General features: G+C 40.1%; 18 protein-coding genes and 1 tRNA gene. 11 read left to right on the top strand and 8 right to left on the bottom strand.

Annotation, left to right across the window (positions count from 1 at the left end; genetic code table 11):
- Positions 1-39 precede the first annotated feature (39 nt).
- The 7 genes from DSM02_RS13360 to DSM02_RS13330 form a co-directional block, all read right to left on the bottom strand.
- Entirely contained in the window at positions 40-1,824 is a 1,785-nt protein-coding gene (locus tag DSM02_RS13360) for a tetratricopeptide repeat protein (protein ID WP_240674060.1), read from the bottom strand.
- Positions 1,825-2,036: 212 nt separating this feature from the next.
- Positions 2,037-3,305, bottom strand: coding sequence for a serine--tRNA ligase (gene serS, locus DSM02_RS13355; protein ID WP_128766120.1), 1,269 nt, complete (start codon positions 3,303-3,305; stop codon positions 2,037-2,039).
- A gap of 92 nt (positions 3,306-3,397) precedes the next feature.
- Entirely contained in the window at positions 3,398-4,756 is a 1,359-nt protein-coding gene (locus tag DSM02_RS13350; RefSeq protein WP_128766119.1) for an HTTM domain-containing protein, read from the bottom strand.
- Entirely contained in the window at positions 4,749-5,684 is a 936-nt protein-coding gene (locus DSM02_RS13345; RefSeq protein ID WP_128766118.1) for a bifunctional riboflavin kinase/FAD synthetase, read from the bottom strand. Before DSM02_RS13345 ends, DSM02_RS13350 begins: the two co-directional genes overlap by 8 nt.
- 1 nt (position 5,685) lies before the next feature.
- On the bottom strand, positions 5,686-6,306 hold the full coding sequence (gene pth / locus DSM02_RS13340) for an aminoacyl-tRNA hydrolase (RefSeq protein WP_128766117.1): 621 nt from the start codon (positions 6,304-6,306) through the stop codon (positions 5,686-5,688).
- Between the two features lie 197 nt (positions 6,307-6,503).
- Positions 6,504-7,133: a 50S ribosomal protein L25/general stress protein Ctc gene (locus DSM02_RS13335; RefSeq protein WP_128766116.1), complete on the bottom strand. Its 630-nt coding sequence runs from the start codon at positions 7,131-7,133 to the stop codon at positions 6,504-6,506.
- Between the two features lie 26 nt (positions 7,134-7,159).
- Positions 7,160-8,101 (bottom strand): ribose-phosphate pyrophosphokinase, encoded by a 942-nt coding sequence (locus DSM02_RS13330; protein WP_128761701.1) that lies wholly within the window; start codon positions 8,099-8,101, stop codon positions 7,160-7,162.
- Between the two features lie 224 nt (positions 8,102-8,325).
- Here DSM02_RS13330 and DSM02_RS13325 point away from each other — a divergent pair, with 224 nt between their 5' ends.
- The 11 genes from DSM02_RS13325 (at position 8,326) to DSM02_RS13275 (ending at position 16,380) form a co-directional block, all read left to right on the top strand.
- A complete protein-coding gene (locus tag DSM02_RS13325) occupies positions 8,326-8,562 on the top strand; it encodes a GIY-YIG nuclease family protein (protein ID WP_128766115.1) in 237 nt (78 codons plus the stop codon).
- Between the two features lies 1 nt (position 8,563).
- Positions 8,564-8,643, top strand: a tRNA-Leu gene (locus tag DSM02_RS13320).
- Between the two features lie 1,237 nt (positions 8,644-9,880).
- Positions 9,881-10,219, top strand: a complete 339-nt coding sequence (locus tag DSM02_RS13315; protein ID WP_128766114.1) for a single-stranded DNA-binding protein — start codon at positions 9,881-9,883, stop codon at positions 10,217-10,219.
- A gap of 72 nt (positions 10,220-10,291) precedes the next feature.
- Positions 10,292-10,672, top strand: a complete 381-nt coding sequence (locus DSM02_RS13310) for a DUF6876 family protein (protein ID WP_128766113.1) — start codon at positions 10,292-10,294, stop codon at positions 10,670-10,672.
- Between the two features lie 10 nt (positions 10,673-10,682).
- Complete coding sequence (locus tag DSM02_RS13305; RefSeq protein WP_128766112.1) at positions 10,683-11,132, top strand: JAB domain-containing protein; 450 nt, start codon at positions 10,683-10,685, stop codon at positions 11,130-11,132.
- Positions 11,133-11,194: 62 nt separating this feature from the next.
- Positions 11,195-11,341 carry a hypothetical protein gene (locus DSM02_RS13300; RefSeq protein ID WP_240674059.1) on the top strand — a complete coding sequence of 49 codons (147 nt, stop codon included), beginning with the start codon at positions 11,195-11,197 and terminating at the stop codon, positions 11,339-11,341.
- 442 nt (positions 11,342-11,783) lie between these two features.
- The gene (locus DSM02_RS13295; RefSeq protein WP_128766111.1) at positions 11,784-12,155 is read left to right on the top strand and encodes a BfmA/BtgA family mobilization protein; all 372 of its coding nucleotides are present in this window, start codon (positions 11,784-11,786) and stop codon (positions 12,153-12,155) included.
- Positions 12,156-12,166: 11 nt separating this feature from the next.
- Positions 12,167-13,198, top strand: coding sequence for a MobB family relaxase (mobB, locus tag DSM02_RS13290; RefSeq protein WP_128766110.1), 1,032 nt, complete (start codon positions 12,167-12,169; stop codon positions 13,196-13,198).
- Between the two features lie 6 nt (positions 13,199-13,204).
- Positions 13,205-14,773: a type IV secretory system conjugative DNA transfer family protein gene (locus DSM02_RS13285; protein WP_128766109.1), complete on the top strand. Its 1,569-nt coding sequence runs from the start codon at positions 13,205-13,207 to the stop codon at positions 14,771-14,773.
- 66 nt (positions 14,774-14,839) lie between these two features.
- Positions 14,840-15,127 carry a helix-turn-helix transcriptional regulator gene (locus DSM02_RS13280; RefSeq protein WP_128766108.1) on the top strand — a complete coding sequence of 96 codons (288 nt, stop codon included), beginning with the start codon at positions 14,840-14,842 and terminating at the stop codon, positions 15,125-15,127.
- 2 nt (positions 15,128-15,129) lie between these two features.
- A complete protein-coding gene (locus DSM02_RS13275) occupies positions 15,130-16,380 on the top strand; it encodes a type II toxin-antitoxin system HipA family toxin (protein WP_128766107.1) in 1,251 nt (416 codons plus the stop codon).
- Here DSM02_RS13275 and DSM02_RS13270 read toward each other — a convergent pair.
- Complete coding sequence (locus DSM02_RS13270; protein WP_128766106.1) at positions 16,377-16,742, bottom strand: nuclear transport factor 2 family protein; 366 nt, start codon at positions 16,740-16,742, stop codon at positions 16,377-16,379. The genes DSM02_RS13275 and DSM02_RS13270 overlap by 4 nt on opposite strands.
- Position 16,743 lies beyond the last annotated feature (1 nt).

The following is a 16,743-nucleotide window of genomic DNA, read 5'->3' as shown; positions in this document are numbered from 1 at the left end:
CCAGAGGCAATTTACTTTTTTTTGGTCGGCAAAGATACGTTAGTTAATCGCGTCACCTCTTAATTTCCGGTATTTTTGCTGGGCATCCACATAAAAGATACTATCTGCAAATTTGAAGATGATTTCTTCAAATTGTTCTTTTGCTTTTTCGGGTTGTTGCAGTTCTTCTGCATATAAATTACCCAGTCTGTAATGGGCGTCATCGGCGAGAATATCTTCGCCATGTAATTCTATAATTTTAATGTAATTGGCTGCAGCAGCTTCAAAATTTTTAGCTTTTTCAAATAAAATAGCCTGAGCCAATAAAGTTTCATCTTCTATTGCTTTGCCCTCGTGTTTTTGCAAAATATCTGTGTAAACAGCAAGTGCTTCTTGGTCTTTATTCTGAAAAAGCAACAGGTCTGCACGGGCATATTCTTGTAAAGCTGTCTGAGTCGAATCGTGAACCGTATTGTCTGTGATGAGCAGGTATAAATCTTGTGCGTCATTTGCTATGAGTTGCTCTGCAGAAGATTTTAAAACTTTCAATTGGGTTTTTGCCCATTCAAAATCACCTTTATAATAACTGGTTTTAGCTACTTTAAAGCGGGCTTCCTGAGCAATAGCAGTACCTTGTAAGTTCTTTTGAATTTGTGTGTAATAGAGCAAAGCTGCATTAAAGCGTTCTTCAAGAACCAAAATATCTGCGAGTTCCATTTTTATACGAGCTTGCTGAAATCGGCTTAGAGGTTTTTGTAGGTTTTTTTTCAATAATGAGGAAGCCTTTTGTAAATCAATATTTTTAAATGCTAAAAAATGGGCAAATGTAATTTGTAGCTCCAGCGTTTCAGAATCATAATTATAATGCTCCAATAAATTCTCAAAAGTTGATGCTATCTCAGCATATTCTTTATGTTCAGCGCTTTTTATACGTAGTTCTAATAATTTCTGATTGGCAAATAAATTAAGATCTGCAGAAATAGTCTGACTGATCAAATACTCATAAATCGAAGTGGCAAGCTCAAACTCGTTGTTATTTTCGGCTACTTCGGCAAGCATGATAATTCCGTTAAGCTCGTTATCACTACGCTTTGCAATAGCTTTTTCCTGTAAAAAAGCTTTGTTGTATTCTTTTTGTTGAATAAATAACCAACTCAGCAATCTATTGTAAAGCAGGTTGGGCTCTTCTTGCATACGCGTGAGCAACAGCTTTCTAAAGATCTGGTTGGCCTCGTTCTCAGGATCTTCAGTTATGAACTCATTAAAATAGCGCTGGGCGATGCTTTGGTATTTCTCATTACGTTCAATAAGATTGATATAAGTGCTCAGCATTTTTTCGATATCCCCTTGTTCACCATAAATGAGCGCCAGTTGCGGGTCAAAATTATATCTGGGGTCTGCCTCAGCAGCCGTATTATAAGCTTGTGCCGCTTCATCCAGCAGGCTGTATTTTTGAAACGTACGCCCTACCAAATACGCAAAACGAGCTTCCTGAGCAACGGCTGTAAGGGCTTTGTTATAATGTAAGGTTGCTGCTTCGGTATTACCTTGTAACTGGTAATTGTAACCCAAATCTACTTCCAGATGAACTAAACTATTAGATAAGTTGAGCGATTTTTCTAATAAGGTTTTGACTTTACCATACGCTTCAAGCTGTTGATAGGCTTCAACGAGACTCGATATCATATTGGTATTCGCCGGATTTTTTTCAACCAATTCCTCATATATCAAAGCTGCTTTTTGATAAGCGCCTTGCTCCATATAATTGCGTGCGAGTATTTCTTCCTGAGCTTGGGCAGCAAGAGTTATAAAGCAAAAAAAACTTAAAAGTAGCGCGCGTGACACAGGGTATGATTTTAGCTAAAGATACTAAAGTTGAAGCACTTTACATGTGCAAGTGCTTCAATTAGATCTTTACTCGATAATCGAAATTTAAATGTTATCAGACTTGCCTTAAAGTCAAAAGTTGTTTCCTTTTATGCTCTTTAGGCGGGACCCAAGATGGTTTATTGTACTGCGTATGAAACGCAAGGAATTCTATAAACGTGTATGGATTTTTAAATTTTGTCAAAACCGCAATAAGGCACCAAAACTTCCGGGATATTGATACCATCTTCGGTTTGATAGTTCTCTAATATACCTGCTAAAACACGCGGTAATGCAAGGGCACTTCCGTTAAGAGTGTGTGTTAGTTTTTTGTTACCGTCTTTATCTTTGTAACGCAGTTTTAGGCGATTGGCCTGAAAAGTCTTGAAATTAGATACACTACTTATTTCTAACCAGCGATCCTGAGCTGTAGAAAAGACTTCAAAATCATAAGTTAGCGTAGAGGTGAAACCTAGATCTCCACCGCAAAGTCTCAATATTCTATACGGAAGTTTCAACTCGTCAAGAATTGTTTTTACGTGCTCAACCATTCCTTCAAGAGCGGCGTCACTGTCTTCTGCTTTTTCAAGACGAACAATCTCTACCTTATCAAACTGATGCAATCTATTTAGTCCGCGTACGTGAGCACCGTAAGAACCGGCCTCGCGTCTAAAACACGGCGTATAACCCGTGCATGTTATTGGCAAGTCTTTTTCATCTAAAAGGCTGTCGCGAAACATATTTGTAACCGGCACTTCTGCAGTTGGAATTAAATACAAATCATCAACACCTACGTGGTACATCTGACCTTCTTTGTCAGGAAGCTGCCCCGTACCAAAACCAGAAGCTTCATTTACTAAATGTGGAACCTGATATTCAGTATAACCCGCTGCAGTATTTTTATCTAAAAAGTAGTTGATAAGCGCGCGTTGCAAGCGAGAACCTTTCCCTTTATAAACCGGGAAACCGGCGCCGGTAATCTTGTTGCCCAGCTCAAAATCTATGATGTCGTATTTCTTAGCCAGTTCCCAGTGCGGTAAACTGCCTGCTGCTAAAACAGGAATAGCTCCTTTACGGAAAACCTCTTCATTATCATCTTCGCTTTTTCCTGCAGGAACAGTGTCTTGCGGAATATTTGGTATGGTGTACAGCAACTGCTCTAATTCTTCAACGGTAGTTGTGAGTACTTCCTGTAAATTCTTAGATTCTTCTTTTAATTTACCGGTACGCTCTTTTAAAATGTTGGCTTTTTGAGTTTCTCCATTTTTATAAAGCATCCCGATCTCTTTAGAAAGCTTGTTGCTTTCGGCTAGAGTATTATCTAAAGAAGCTTGCGTGCTACGGCGTTTTTCGTCTAGCGAAAGAACGTTTTCAAATACTTCAGTGGCATCAAAATTACGCTTGGTAAGCGCTTTTATGTATTCTTCTTTATGGTCACGAATGTCTGTAACGTGTAGCATTGGCTTAGATTTTAGACGGCAAAAGTACGTAAATGCCTTTTAAAATTAACAGGTAAATTCTTCTGATTTATTCGGCGAGAAATGCGTGTTGCCTATTCAAAAGAAACTTTTGAATAGGGTGCTTTTTTAACTTCTTTATTTAGTGGCGAGGGTAAGAGCCACTCATTATGCCAGAAGTAGTCCCATTTTGCAGTTGCCATATCTACTTTAGGATCTATTAAGGTGTGCAGGTCACCCCCGTTGATACGTATTTTACAATCTACATAGATAGCAACATCCTTGCCTTTTTCAGCAAAATCATTCTTCACACGTTGACAAAATTGCCAGATCACATCGGGTTTTGTGCCCACGGCTCGTTGCTGCTTGCGAGAGAGCATTTTACGATAATTAAATGGTAATTCTAAACCTGTTGCTTTATCAACAACTTTAAAACTGATTCTTCCGCCTTTTGATCGCAGCATCATGCGCCAACTGAGGCGATGTCCTTCTTCCGTCCAGAGGACGTCATCTTGTATGACCCAATGTCTTAAAGGGAGCCCAATTTGAATTAAGAAATAAATTATAAAGCATACAAGAGCGGGTTTGTAGTGCTTGGGTCTGATGATTTCATTTTTTGTGTATAATTTTTTTCCCTGTAGAAAAATACGCTGTATGGTTTCTGGCGGAAAAAAGAATAGCGTGAACGCTAATGACATATACGGGAATATGCCAATATGAAAAATGAACGAATTGAACAGGTGGAAAAAGATCGAAATTATAAACGCCATTTTCCGTGTAGGTTTATACAGCAAAGCCGGAATGATGAGTCCGTCAAACAGAATCCCAAAATAAGCGATACACCAGTGTACCCATTTTTGCTGAAGAAAATCACCCACCAGCCAGTAATTTTTGCGAGCTTCCATAAGCTCACCGGCCATACTTGCGTCTAGCCAGTCCGGGTACAATTTTGCTATGGAAGCGTAGGTGTAAACAATCCATAGTTGGGCAATGATGATCACATACACCCAGCGTGACATGCTCAGTTTTTTGAGTTTAGGGTTGTATTTTACATCTAAAGAAAGATAGCGGTGTGCCGGTAAACATGCCATAATGCCTAATAAAAGCATCAAAAGGTAATAGTGGTTGTTGTAAGAAGATTTTTGCATCAAATAAACCGCTGACCACATCACGGCATAAGCTAACACACTAAACCGATATTTAAGCCCGAGCATCACAAAGACACCAAATAAACCCATTATGGCATAATAATAATACATGCCATCTCCGGGAAGTGGTTGTAAAAAATCTAAGCCTATAAAATTAAAAGTAAAATCACCCTCAAGCAGAGTTTCGTTGATCCACCCTGTAGCGATGGCTCCCCAGGCTTCTAGGGTTATCAAAAAACCAAACAGTACTCTAAATACGACGAGCGCACTGTTGTCTACCTGTTTAAAAAGCCATTTATTAAGCATCTAGTTTTTGAATGAATGCTTTAGAAAATTGTTCATCAGCCTGCATGGCTGCAATAAGTTCGTCTACAGAATTGAATTTTTTCTCATCGCGTATGCGGGTGAGCAACTCTATTTGTAAATGTTGGTCGTACAAATCCTGATCAAAATCAAAAAAGAAAGTTTCAATGGTGAGCGCATTGCCGCCAACGGTTGGGTTTGTACCTATGCTCATCATTCCGTAAACGGTTTTGCCGGCAAGATCGGATTGCACAACATAAACGCCTTTTGCCGGAATAAGCTTGTAGGGTTCTTCAACTTTTAAATTTGCAGTAGGGTAATTGAATTTTCTACCCAGTCCTTTTCCTTTGGAAACTATTCCGTTGAGCATAAAAGGGTAGCCAAGGTATTCATTCGCCAGATCCAGATTTCCTTCGTTAAGTGCTTTTCTTACCTTGGTAGAGCTAACAGCTACATCATCTACATCTTGTTTTGAGATCTCTTCAACCTCAAAATTATAACGTTCGCCAAAGGCTCTCAGATCTTCAATATTCGCATTGCGATTGCGACCAAAACGATGATCATAGCCAATTATCACTTTACGGGCTTTTAGCTGATCTACTAAAATACCTTTTACGAACTCTTCTGCGGTAAGTCTTGAAAATTCTTGCGTAAATGGATGAATCACCAGGTGATCCAGATCACAAGCTTCTAATAAGGCAACACGTTCCTGAATAGAATTGATTAGCTTGATGCCTGTATCTTTCTGAAGTACCATACGCGGATGCGGAAAAAAGGTAAGTACTACAGATTCTAAATCGTTACTCTGAGCGCTGTCTAGCAGACGGTTAATGATTTTGCGATGACCCAGATGCACGCCGTCAAAAGTGCCAATGGTAACCACAGAGCCTTTTTGCCCGTCAAATTTTTCTGCTGAGGTATGTTGTTTCAATTTATTTGCCGTTGTAAGCGTTCATGGTATTAGATACTCCCGAAGCTATAAAACTTTCAATTACCTTGCACGAGATATCTATTCTTTCTGGCATATCAAGATCTTCATTTTTGTCCCATTCACCCAGCACATAATCTATTTGCTTGCCTTTGCTAAACCGGTCGCCAATACCAAATCTAAAACGCGGGTAGCTGCTGGTCATCAATTGATTCTGAATGTCTTTGAGTCCGTTGTGGCCGCCGTCGCTTCCTTTGGTTTTTACACGTATGGTACCAAAATCGAGATTGAGATCATCTGTTATAATCAGAATGTTTTCAATACTTATTTTTTCTTTTTGCATCCAGTACTTTACTGCTTTTCCGCTCAAATTCATATATGTATTGGGCTTGAGCAGTACTACTGTTCTGCCACGGACTTTAGTGTAAGCAACATCTCCTAGTCTTTCGGTAGACCAGGATGCAGCTTGTTCTTCTGCGTAAGCGTCGACTAGTTTAAAACCTATGTTGTGACGGGTATTGTGATATTTGGGGCCAATGTTTCCCAGGCCTACAATAAGGTATTTTTTCATGGGATCTTCACGTTCTTTTGATGCTTTAAAAAGCTTGCTGAAAAAACCTGACATAGGATTAAAATCTAATTAAATGAAAGAGGTTTACTATTCGCTTTTTAAAACTAAAACACTTCTTAAAGGTGATTAAAGCGCAAATTTAAGATTTTGTTGCGTTTTGCTTGAATATAAGGGTTAAGCTTATCTCAAAATTAGGGTATAAAAAAACACCCACTAATGCGGGTGTTTTATAATAAAATTGGTTTCCCAATTTATTCTGCAGCGTCAGCAGCTTGTTCAGTAGCTTCTGTACCTTCAGTTTCTCCTTCTTCATCTTCGTCATCAATATCTTCAACAACGTTACGAGAAGTTCTAACTTGACAAACCACAGTGTTGTCTGGGTGAAGGAATTTCCATTCTCCTTGTTCTACATCTGTGATGTACAATTTATCACCAATTTTAAGTTTAGTGATATCTGCAACAACATAATCAGGAAGGTTTTTAGGCAATGCCTTAACGCGAAGTGTACGATATGTTTTACGTAAAACACCACCATTACGTACCCCTCTAGAGTTTCCTTCAAAGTGAACAGGAATAGTCATGGTAACTTCTTTACCTTCAAAGATTTGATAGAAATCTACGTGAAGTATGCGATCTGTTACCGGGTGAAATTGGATGTCTTGAAGGATAGCCATATAGGTGTTTCCGTCAAGTTCCAAAGTCGCGGTATGCGCATCTGGAGTGTAAACCAAATCTTTAAACGCAATTTCTGGTGCGTTAAAGTGTACTGGCTCATCCCCTCCGTATAATACGCAAGGAACCTGTCCAGCATTACGTAGGGCTTGAGTTGCCTTTTTGCCCACGCTTTCTCTTTTAGATCCTGTGATCGTGATTGACTTCATTTAATTATATATTAAGTATTAATAAATTACATTAAAAATTTTGATGCAATAGACGTGTTACTGTGCACGCGGTGCATTACATCGGCAAATAAATCTGCACAACTCAATATGCGTACTTTATCGCTTTGTTGTTTTGGCGGGATACTATCTGTTACAATAAGTTCTTCAAGCTTACTGTTTTGAAGACGCTCATAAGCGTTGCCGCTTAAAAGTGCGTGCGTACAGATCGCTCTAACACTTAGTGCACCGCGTTCCATCATAAGGTCTGCGGCTTTAGTTAGTGTTCCTGCGGTATCTACCATATCATCTGCCAGAATAACGTTGCGGCCTTTTACATCACCTATCAACTCCATATGGCTGATAACATTAGCTTTTTCACGCTGCTTGTAGCAGATTACCACATCGCAATCTAAAGCTTTAGAATACGCATAAGCTCTTTTAGAACCTCCCATATCTGGAGAGGCGATTGTCATATTAGGCAGATTAAGTGACTCTAAATAAGGCAAAAATACAGTTGAAGCAAAAAGATGATCAACCGGGCGCTCAAAGAATCCCTGAATCTGATCTGCGTGCAAGTCCATCGTTATGATACGGGTTGCTCCGGCAGTTTCTAATAAATTAGCGACTAGTTTCGCTGCAATAGGTACTCGTGGCTTGTCTTTACGATCCTGACGTGCCCACCCAAAATAAGGTAAAACAGCAGTGATATGACGCGCAGAAGCACGTTTTGCAGCATCAAGCATTAATAACATTTCCATTAGGTTTTCACTGCTTGGCATTGTTGAGCCAATGATAAAAACCCGCGATCCTCGTATAGACTCTTCAAAAGAAGGCTGAAACTCGCCATCGCTATAGGTAGACGTGATTATCTTGCCCAGCGGTTGCCCGTAAGCTTTCGCTATTTTTTCGGCTAAATCCCGGCTTTGTGTACACGGGAAAATTTTTGCATCAGGGGCTGATAATGACATGGTTATCTTATGTTTAGATTCGCTAAATTTATAAGAGGGTGCAAAAGTATAAATTAAATTGGCTTGACGGACTTTATTTTAGCAGTATTTTGATTAAATAATGAGAAATTTTATTAATTTTGCCCTCCATTAATGCCTCGGTAGCGGTCCCGATAGCTATCGGGAGGTAGACCTGCCTCTGCCGGCAGGCAGGCGCGCTGGATTTAAAACCCAGTTTTGAAATTATGTTTTATGTTTATGCTATTTCTAGTCAAACACGCTCTTACATTTATGTGGGGCTTACTGGTGATGTTGAAAATAGATTTGCAAGGCATAATGCAGGAAGGGAAAAGACAACAAGACCTTATCGCCCTTTTAAATTGATAATGGTTGAAGAGGTTTCAACACGTGTTGAGGCTCGCAAAAGAGAAAAATATTGGAAGTCTGGAGTTGGTAAAGAAAAACTGAAGACTTTATTATAATGCCTCGGTGGCGGAATTGGTAGACGCGCTGGATTCAAAACCCAGTTCTTACGAGTGTGGGTTCGATTCCCACCCGGGGTACTGAAAGGGCTTAGGTTAAAACCTAAGCCTTTTTTTGCTCCAGGTACAACATAGGTACAACATTTCGCATGTTTTCAGGATAAACTATAATTTGATGTTAGATACTTATATTTAGTAGCAAGCAATATATTTATTAATATGAATTTTAGAATTTAGTTTTTCTCAGCTTATAATTCTTCGATTAAAAGTTTAAAATCACATAACATCTCTGCAGGTTAAATTCTTAAATTACCTCTATCAAAAGACTAAGTCATTAAGCTATTGGACTTCTTTTTTTCCTATTTATTTTGTTTGCTTTTGATTCAAGATTTTATTTTGCGTTTGGTTCCTCCACTCTGACATTAAAGTAAACTCCAAATTTATGGTTAGGCTATAATGACTTTAATTCTGTTTTGCATAATATTTTTTATATGGATTTTAGGCAACTGGATCAATAAGATAAAAGCTATTTGATATTTTTTGCCAAAAGGTGTAAATATGAAAAAGATTCATCAAGTTCCTTAACAGGACTTTTAACTTTAATATTTAGTAATCCAGTCGCTCATCCCATTTCCCTACATTCCGCTAAGCTTCATTTCGGTAAAAGAGCTTCACTCGAAGTCTTGGACCCATCTGTTATTTTGATTCCTTCATTGCATTTACCCGCTCGCTGCGCTTTTGGGTGCATTGCATTCACTCCCAAAAAACAGATTAGTCCGCTTTTTGAAATAGGAAAGCCGGCATCCTGATTTTCTTAACCGGATTTTGCGGCAGGTTCTTCTTGAGCCCCTGCTCGAAAATCCTGAAAAATCAGGTGCCGTCTTAGTCATTTTAAGGGGTTTCTAATGGCTAAGGCCTTGCTTGTTTTTCGGGACAGCGAAAAACAGGCAGAACCTAACCAATTCTAGAATAAACCCGACTGCTCCGCTCGCTTAACTTCCCGTACGCTTACTGCGCTTCCGGTTTTAAGAGAATTGCTAAGGTCCTTATGGAACTTGTCAAGGCTATACGGAGTTTCCAGGAAAAATAAGGTTTCTACTTCCTTGAATCCCGATGACTATCGGGATTACTACGTCGCAGACACTCCTGATTTGTTCCCGGAAAGCCTTGACAAAACCCACCTGATCCATTGTGCTACGCACGTAAGAAGGCAAACAAACACCCCTTAAAATTTAAGTTCAGTTCCTAAAATCGGGATTACTTAAATGGAAAAGGGAATTAGTAATCGCCTAATTACGGGCATTAAACTCTTTCAATTATGGGAACTTTAAGAAACCATGTACAGTTAATCGGAAATGTTGGTCAGGAGCCAACGATTACCAATCTGGAAAGCGGCCGCAAAGTCGCACGCTTTTCCCTCGCCACCAATGAATTTTATAAAAAGGATAATGGCGAAAAACTACAGACTACCGAGTGGCACACCGTTGTCGCCTGGGGTAAAACGGCAGACCTCATTGAGAACTACGTGACCAAAGGTAAAGAACTGGCCTTAAGTGGAAAACTCAAATCCCGTAGCTATGAGGATAAAGAAGGGGTAACCCGCTATGTAACCGAAATCGAAGCTTCGGAAATCCTTTTAATGGGTAGTAAATCTTAAACAGGTTTAAAGATTGGGCGCTGTTGACCAAAGCAGAGCCCAATCTTTTTCTAATTCTTAATTCGTATCACAATGGAAAATTCAAATATCAATTTATCCCAAAACCTAAAGCAGTTCTGCGGAAGTGAAGTAGTATATACCTTACCGCTGTTCAATTACAAATACACCGAAGGAGTACACTATCTGGCGGAGAAAGCTGCCTGTTACTGGATGCTTACCGATATCGGAGCCGTCGTAAGACGCTTTCGAGCCAAGCACGGATTTATAGTTACCCTGTTTAGACGTTATAGCGAAGCCGAGCAACAACGGAACCAACACGAAGCTGCTATCAGCTATGGAGACGGAAACGGTATTACCCTTTTTGAGCAGCAATATACCGTCACCGATTTTCCCTTAGATGAACTGCGCCTGTTTTTTGTAGACGATACCCTGATGTTACCGAATGAATATTAAATCGATTGCTATGGAGACACAACTCAACGAAATCAAGCTCCGGTATTCCACCAGACAGAAAGCTACAGACTGGATTAAAATCAGTTCTTCTGCCAATGCTGCCGAAGCTATTTTTAAGAACTGGGATAAAGACCATATCGCCACTTTTGAATGCTTTAAAATCGTACTGCTCAACAACAGCAACCAGATCAAAGGGGTATTTCAGGTATCGCAGGGTGGTATCACCGGAACGGTTGTAGATGTTCGTTTAATATTTGCCGTTGCTTTAAAATCATTGGCAGTTGGGATGATCTTAACCCACAACCACCCCAGCGGAACTTTAAAACCCAGTGAAGCCGACAAGAGCATCACCCGTAAGATCAAAAGTGCAGGGGAGTTTCTGGACATCAAAGTTTTAGACCACATCATTTTAACGCCCACAGGTCAATACTTCAGTTTTGCAGATGAAGGCCTCCTCTAAAAATCAATATGATGATTTATCAAAATTTTACCGATTCAAGCGAGGAAGCACGATAACGGCTTTTGGCAAATTCCAAAGAAGATGTCAAGAAGAAAAACGGCAGGGAGCTGATGAATCACGCCCTAAAGCATCGCACCAATATCGATAAAATACTGGACGAAGAAGCGATGCGGAATTTATATTCATATACCTATGTATTCAACATTTAATAACTCAAAATTAAATATGAAATGCGCTCCAAAAAATGGGGCGTTTATTGTTTTTCATAAGTTCTAAATTTTAAAAATAACGTATCTTTAAAAGGCTGGAAAGCAGCACACATTTTTAAAGTAGGGGTATCCAATTTTTTGACTTTCGCTGATAAACCTACACAGCAAATACTAACATTTCGGAAATTTTTCCAGAGAAAAAGCAATGGTTGCAGATGATAATCTTGTAACCAAATTGTAGGGATTTTGGTTCGCCTGCGGCGAACGAAAAGGAATAGCAAGAGGGTAACACGCGATGCGGTGTTACGGATTCCTTTTCGTTTTCAACTCTTTGAAAATCAGCAGTTTAAAATTATAACAATACATTGATTTTCAATAATTTGCGACAAATGCCTTCAAAGCGCCTGTTTTATGGGAAGAATTTGCGACAAATCAGCGAATTATGGACTCATTTTTAGGCATTCGATTTAAGAAACCAACAGCCAAACGTTTTCAGGAATTCTCCCGAAAACACTTCAAAACGCACACGGAAGCGATGGAGACGATGCTCGACTTTTTCCTGTATAATGAGATTTCTCCCAAAGAACAGTTAGGTCCAACCGGACGTACGCTGGAAGCCAAACTCCTGAAACGCATCAATGCGGTCATTGCGATTATCAAGGACGTGGAAAAGAACCAAACCAAACCCACCCAGGCCATGCTCGAAGCGCTATTTACCCAGACGGAAACTCCGGAAGAAAAGCCACTTATAATGAAGCGGGATGACGAACTGGATGATGAGAAGTTTGAGGATTGGGATGGAAAGGATTTTTAATTGCGAACATTATGTACATCACCATCACCCCTCAGAAATTAGGAACCCATTTCAATCAGAGTTCACAGGATTTTGTCAATTACCTGGAAAAGGAAAACGAAGAACGTACGCTTGAAAATTTTGAGTACTTCTTTAACCAGACGGAGAATGATATCAAACCGGATCGGGTAGTGGCGGAAATCGATTCCAACACCGCAAAACTTAAGCGTAACGAACCCCGGTTTTATTCGATCACTGTTAATCCTTCCGAAAGGGAATTACAGCATTTAAAAAATCACCCCGAAGCACTTAAGCAGTATACCCGCGAGCTGATGCAGGATTATGTCAAAGCTTTTAATCGGGAGATCAACGGCAGACCTATACGGGTCGAAGACATCAAGTACTTTGCAAAGATTGAATATACCCGGCGCTTTAAAGGCACAGATCGGGAGGTGATCGGCAATCAGCCTATTGCTACCAAAATCCAAACTCTAAAAGATGAAGTCTATCGTATTCAGACCGGTACCACCACCGGTAATCTAAAGGCACTTCACGATAAAATCAAATGTTTGGAACTGGAAGCACCCCACCAACTTAATGGCAAACGCATTGTGCAGGGAATGGAAAAGCCCGGGCCGCAAAGTCACATCCATATAATCGTAAGCAGGAAGGATCAGTCGAATTCGATTAGTCTGTCTCCGGGAAGTAAGTATAAAGCATCAGAGGTGGAATTTAACGGGAAACAGATCAAGCGTGGCTTTGATCGGGATTATTTTTTCAGTCAGGCTGAGAAAACCTTTGACAGGCTTTTCAACTACGAGCGTAACTTTATGGAGCACTATACCTCCCGCAGGGATTTTGTTAAGGATACCAGTCAGTTTTACAAAAACCTCCTTAAGCTCCCTTATCCCGAGCGTACTGCCGCATTTAAACTGATGCGGGAAGCCGGAATTAAATTGCCACCAACTGTTCCGGTAAATCAGGTACAACTGGCATATAAAGCATTTAATGCCCTGAAAAGGGGAGTGGGTATTGCCGTGAAATCAAGTTCAATTAGTATTTAGTTTGGTATGGAGATAATTGAAATACAAGTAATAGAGGTGTCAATTCTGTCAATTTATGTTCTGGCCAAACGATTCTATAGTCAATCCTGGATAGTTGGTCTTTTATTTTTGGGGAGCTCAACAGTAATATTGATCCTACAGGTGAATTGGTATTTAATTCTGTTGTGCTATACCTGTCCGTTGCTCTTTCTGGGAACCTGTATCGAAGTATTTACTCCAACAGTAGACACCGCAATTCGATCAAAATACCGGGTACAGTTTGAGACCCACAGCAAGCGTTTCCAAATTGAAAACATCAAACGTGGGGCCTCGGTAATCGCCTCTGCCGGAAGCGGGAAAACTGAAAGCGTGGTCTATCAGTTTCTCAAGCATTTTCAAAAGCATCAGTTTTGTGGCATCATCCACGATTACAAAAATTTTGAACTGACCGAGATTGCCTATCCGCTTTTTAAAAACACAGACATACCTTTTTACACCATCGCTTTTGATGAAGTCATTCATAAAGTAAATCCCATTGCTCCACGCTATTTACCCAATGAAGAAAGCGTCAATGAAGTCGCTCGTGTTTTACTGGAGAACCTGCTCGAGCAAAAGGAACAGGTAGTTACCGGTTCTTCAAAATTCTTTAATGATGCCGCTGAAGGGCTTTTATGTGGAATGATCTGGCGTCTAAAAGAAGATTTACCCGCTTTGTGTACACTGCCTCATATGATTGCGCTATACCAGCACCTGGATACCAAACAACTGGTACTTTGGCTTTCTGAAAATCGTACTTCGCGCATTATGGCCAGTGCCTTTATCAGCGGGATAGATTCTGAAAAGCAAACAGCCGGAGTGATGAGTACCCTGGCCAATGCCTTAAAACGCATCAGTACCAAACGCATCTTTATGGCCTTATCTGCAGACGAAGTACCGCTGGATCTCAATAACCCCAAAAATCCATCGGTAATCAGTGTGGTCAATAACCCCAAGTACGAATCGGCTTATTCACCCGTAATCGCTACCATTCTGCATACCGCGATTAAACAAATGAGTGTAAGGGGACAGCAATCGTCTTTTGTAATGATGGAAGAAGCACCCACAATCCGTTTACTAAATATGCACCGCATTCCCGCAACCTTGCGCAGCTACGATGTGGCAACTATTTATGTGATGCAGGATAAGGTGCAGAACGATATGATGTACGGGGATAAAGCCAGCAGGGCCATTCTGGCCAATCTGTCCTATCAGTTTTTTGGAAAGGTCAACGATCCTGATACTGCAAAATACTACGAACGTTTTTTTGAAATTGTCAAAAACCCAACTAAAAGCGTGAGTAAAGGCTATACGCTGGACTTTGATACGCGCGTGACTACTGGTGAGCGCGAGGTTTCTAAAGTGCGGGCGGATGTGTTTTTCCGATTAAAACAGGGAGAATTCATTACCTATGCGGATGGTTTAGACCGCAAAGTTCAGTTTAAACTGGATAAAATCAAAAGACAGCTTCCTCAAGCTGCAGAACGCTTTTCAGAGGAAGATTATGAAACCAATTTTAAACGTATTCACTGGGAAGTGATGAGACGGTTTAAAACATAAAAGCCATTTTCTGCAATGTCGTTTATATACGTTAAAAATATTATATTTGTTGTAAATTAGCGACAAATGAATTCGAAAAAAGCCACGGTATTACCAAAACATCAAAAAATGTTTGAGCAAATAGGCGAAAACATAAAGCTGGCACGAAAAAGAAGAAAGCTTACCACAGAGCAGGTTTCAGAGCGTGCCGGAATTCACCGGGCTACCCTTTACCGAATTGAGAAGGGGGATCCGTCCGTGGCCCTGGGTATTTACTTTAATGTATTAAGAGTTTATAACCTTGAAGAGGATTTTTTGAAACTGGCCAATGATGATGCTTTCGGTAGAAAATTACAAGATCTGGATCTATTATAATTATGGTAGTAGGAAAATTTGATATTTATGTTTTTGCAGACTGGATTGGCCTGGGCGGGCCCCGATTAATTGGTACGTTATCGGCGCATTTTGCAAAGGGCAAAAAAGCCTTCAGTTTTGAATATGCTTCAGAGTGGTTGAAAACTAAAAATCAGCGACTTTTGGATCCGGATATTCAATTTTATTCAGGGCCTCAATTTCCATCAGAAAAAGAGAATTTTGGAATTTTCCTGGATAGTATGCCTGATACATGGGGAAAAACTTTAATGAAACGTAAGGCAGCACAAGAAGCCAGGGAAAACAACGAAAGACCTAGAACACTTTATGAAATAGACTACCTCCTGGGAGTATTCGATGAAAGTAGGATGGGGGCTTTACGTTTTAAGACGGAATTGGATGGTCCGTTTCTGGATAATGATAATCAAACACCAACACCTCCATGGTCTTCATTAGGGGAATTGCAGAAAGCCGTAAACCAGTTGGAAAATGATGAGCAAAACGATACCATACGAAAATGGATTGCGGTACTGATAGCCCCAGGTTCCTCTCTTGGTGGTGCCAGGCCCAAGGCCAATGTTCTGGATTCTCAGAAAAACCTCTGGATAGCCAAGTTTCCGTCGAAATCAGATACCGTGGACAAAGCTTTATGGGAATTTTTAGCCTATCGACTGGCTACAGCTGCCGCAATTGAAATGGCTGAATCCAAAGTGGAAAAAATCAAGGGTCCCTATCATACTTTTTTAACCCGCCGATTTGATCGCGAAAATACAGAGCGCATTCATTTTGCCTCCGCCATGACCATGACCGGAAATACCGAAGATGTTCTTAGGGGTAAGACAGCTAGTTACCTTGAACTGGTAGAATTTATTGAAAATTATGGTGTCCATGTAGAAACCAATTTACATCAGCTCTGGCGCCGAATGGTTTTTAATATTGCGATTTCCAATACAGATGATCACTTGCGAAATCACGGATTTATACTCCGTGAAAAGGGCTGGGAGTTAGCTCCGGCTTATGATCTGAATCCGTCTGTCGATAAAAATGGGCTCTCTTTAAATATTGATATGGATGATAATGCCCTTGATTTTGACTTGGCCAAAAGTGTTGGGGTCTATTTTCGATTAAATGAACAGGAGATGAATGCTATCCTGAATGAAATTCAAATTGTAGTCAACGATTGGAAAGTTATTGCTAAAGAAATTGGAATAAAAAATGCAGAAATTGAGTTGATGGAATCGGCTTTTAGAATCTAAATTGGACTCTTCTCCCGAAGCTCTTTTTCCGTGACTTTCCATTGTCCATCTTCCTTGACCAGTTTAAAGGTTTCCGGTCTATCTAAATAGTTGATGGTACATTTCACCCAGGCGGTATCTCCTTCCTGAGTTTGCTGTACTACTTTAAAACCCAGTTCTGTTTCGGTATCTTCCACAAAGAAGTTTTGAATCTGCATTAGACCTTGATAACCGGTTTGGGTGGTATAGGTTTTTAGCATCTCATTATCCCGTGCATAAAAGCTTTCCAAAACCATTTGGGTCACTTCTTCCGGGCTTTTGCTTTTAGGATTGGAACAGGCTGAGAACAGCGTAAGGCTGAAAATTAAATAGATTGTTTTCATA

Source organism: Leeuwenhoekiella polynyae, assembly GCF_004104075.1.
In the GTDB taxonomy this organism is placed as follows: Bacteria; Bacteroidota; Bacteroidia; order Flavobacteriales; family Flavobacteriaceae; genus Leeuwenhoekiella; species Leeuwenhoekiella polynyae.
This window is presented reverse-complemented; position numbering and strand designations above follow the sequence as displayed.

Excerpts from the sequence above, each read along its gene's own strand:
- serS (WP_128766120.1), bottom strand. The coding sequence starts at position 3,305 with ATGCTACACGTTACAGACATTCGTGACCATAAAGAAGAATACATAAAA.
- DSM02_RS13350 (WP_128766119.1), bottom strand. The coding sequence starts at position 4,756 with ATGCTTAATAAATGGCTTTTTAAACAGGTAGACAACAGTGCGCTCGTC.
- pth (WP_128766117.1), bottom strand. The coding sequence starts at position 6,306 with ATGTCAGGTTTTTTCAGCAAGCTTTTTAAAGCATCAAAAGAACGTGAA.
- DSM02_RS13335 (WP_128766116.1), bottom strand. The coding sequence starts at position 7,133 with ATGAAGTCAATCACGATCACAGGATCTAAAAGAGAAAGCGTGGGCAAA.
- DSM02_RS13330 (WP_128761701.1), bottom strand. The coding sequence starts at position 8,101 with ATGTCATTATCAGCCCCTGATGCAAAAATTTTCCCGTGTACACAAAGC.
- DSM02_RS13325 (WP_128766115.1), top strand. The coding sequence starts at position 8,326 with ATGTTTTATGTTTATGCTATTTCTAGTCAAACACGCTCTTACATTTAT.
- DSM02_RS13315 (WP_128766114.1), top strand. The coding sequence starts at position 9,881 with ATGGGAACTTTAAGAAACCATGTACAGTTAATCGGAAATGTTGGTCAG.
- DSM02_RS13310 (WP_128766113.1), top strand. The coding sequence starts at position 10,292 with ATGGAAAATTCAAATATCAATTTATCCCAAAACCTAAAGCAGTTCTGC.
- DSM02_RS13305 (WP_128766112.1), top strand. The coding sequence starts at position 10,683 with ATGGAGACACAACTCAACGAAATCAAGCTCCGGTATTCCACCAGACAG.
- DSM02_RS13295 (WP_128766111.1), top strand. The coding sequence starts at position 11,784 with ATGGACTCATTTTTAGGCATTCGATTTAAGAAACCAACAGCCAAACGT.
- mobB (WP_128766110.1), top strand. The coding sequence starts at position 12,167 with ATGTACATCACCATCACCCCTCAGAAATTAGGAACCCATTTCAATCAG.
- DSM02_RS13285 (WP_128766109.1), top strand. The coding sequence starts at position 13,205 with ATGGAGATAATTGAAATACAAGTAATAGAGGTGTCAATTCTGTCAATT.
- DSM02_RS13280 (WP_128766108.1), top strand. The coding sequence starts at position 14,840 with ATGAATTCGAAAAAAGCCACGGTATTACCAAAACATCAAAAAATGTTT.
- DSM02_RS13275 (WP_128766107.1), top strand. The coding sequence starts at position 15,130 with ATGGTAGTAGGAAAATTTGATATTTATGTTTTTGCAGACTGGATTGGC.
- DSM02_RS13270 (WP_128766106.1), bottom strand. The coding sequence starts at position 16,742 with ATGAAAACAATCTATTTAATTTTCAGCCTTACGCTGTTCTCAGCCTGT.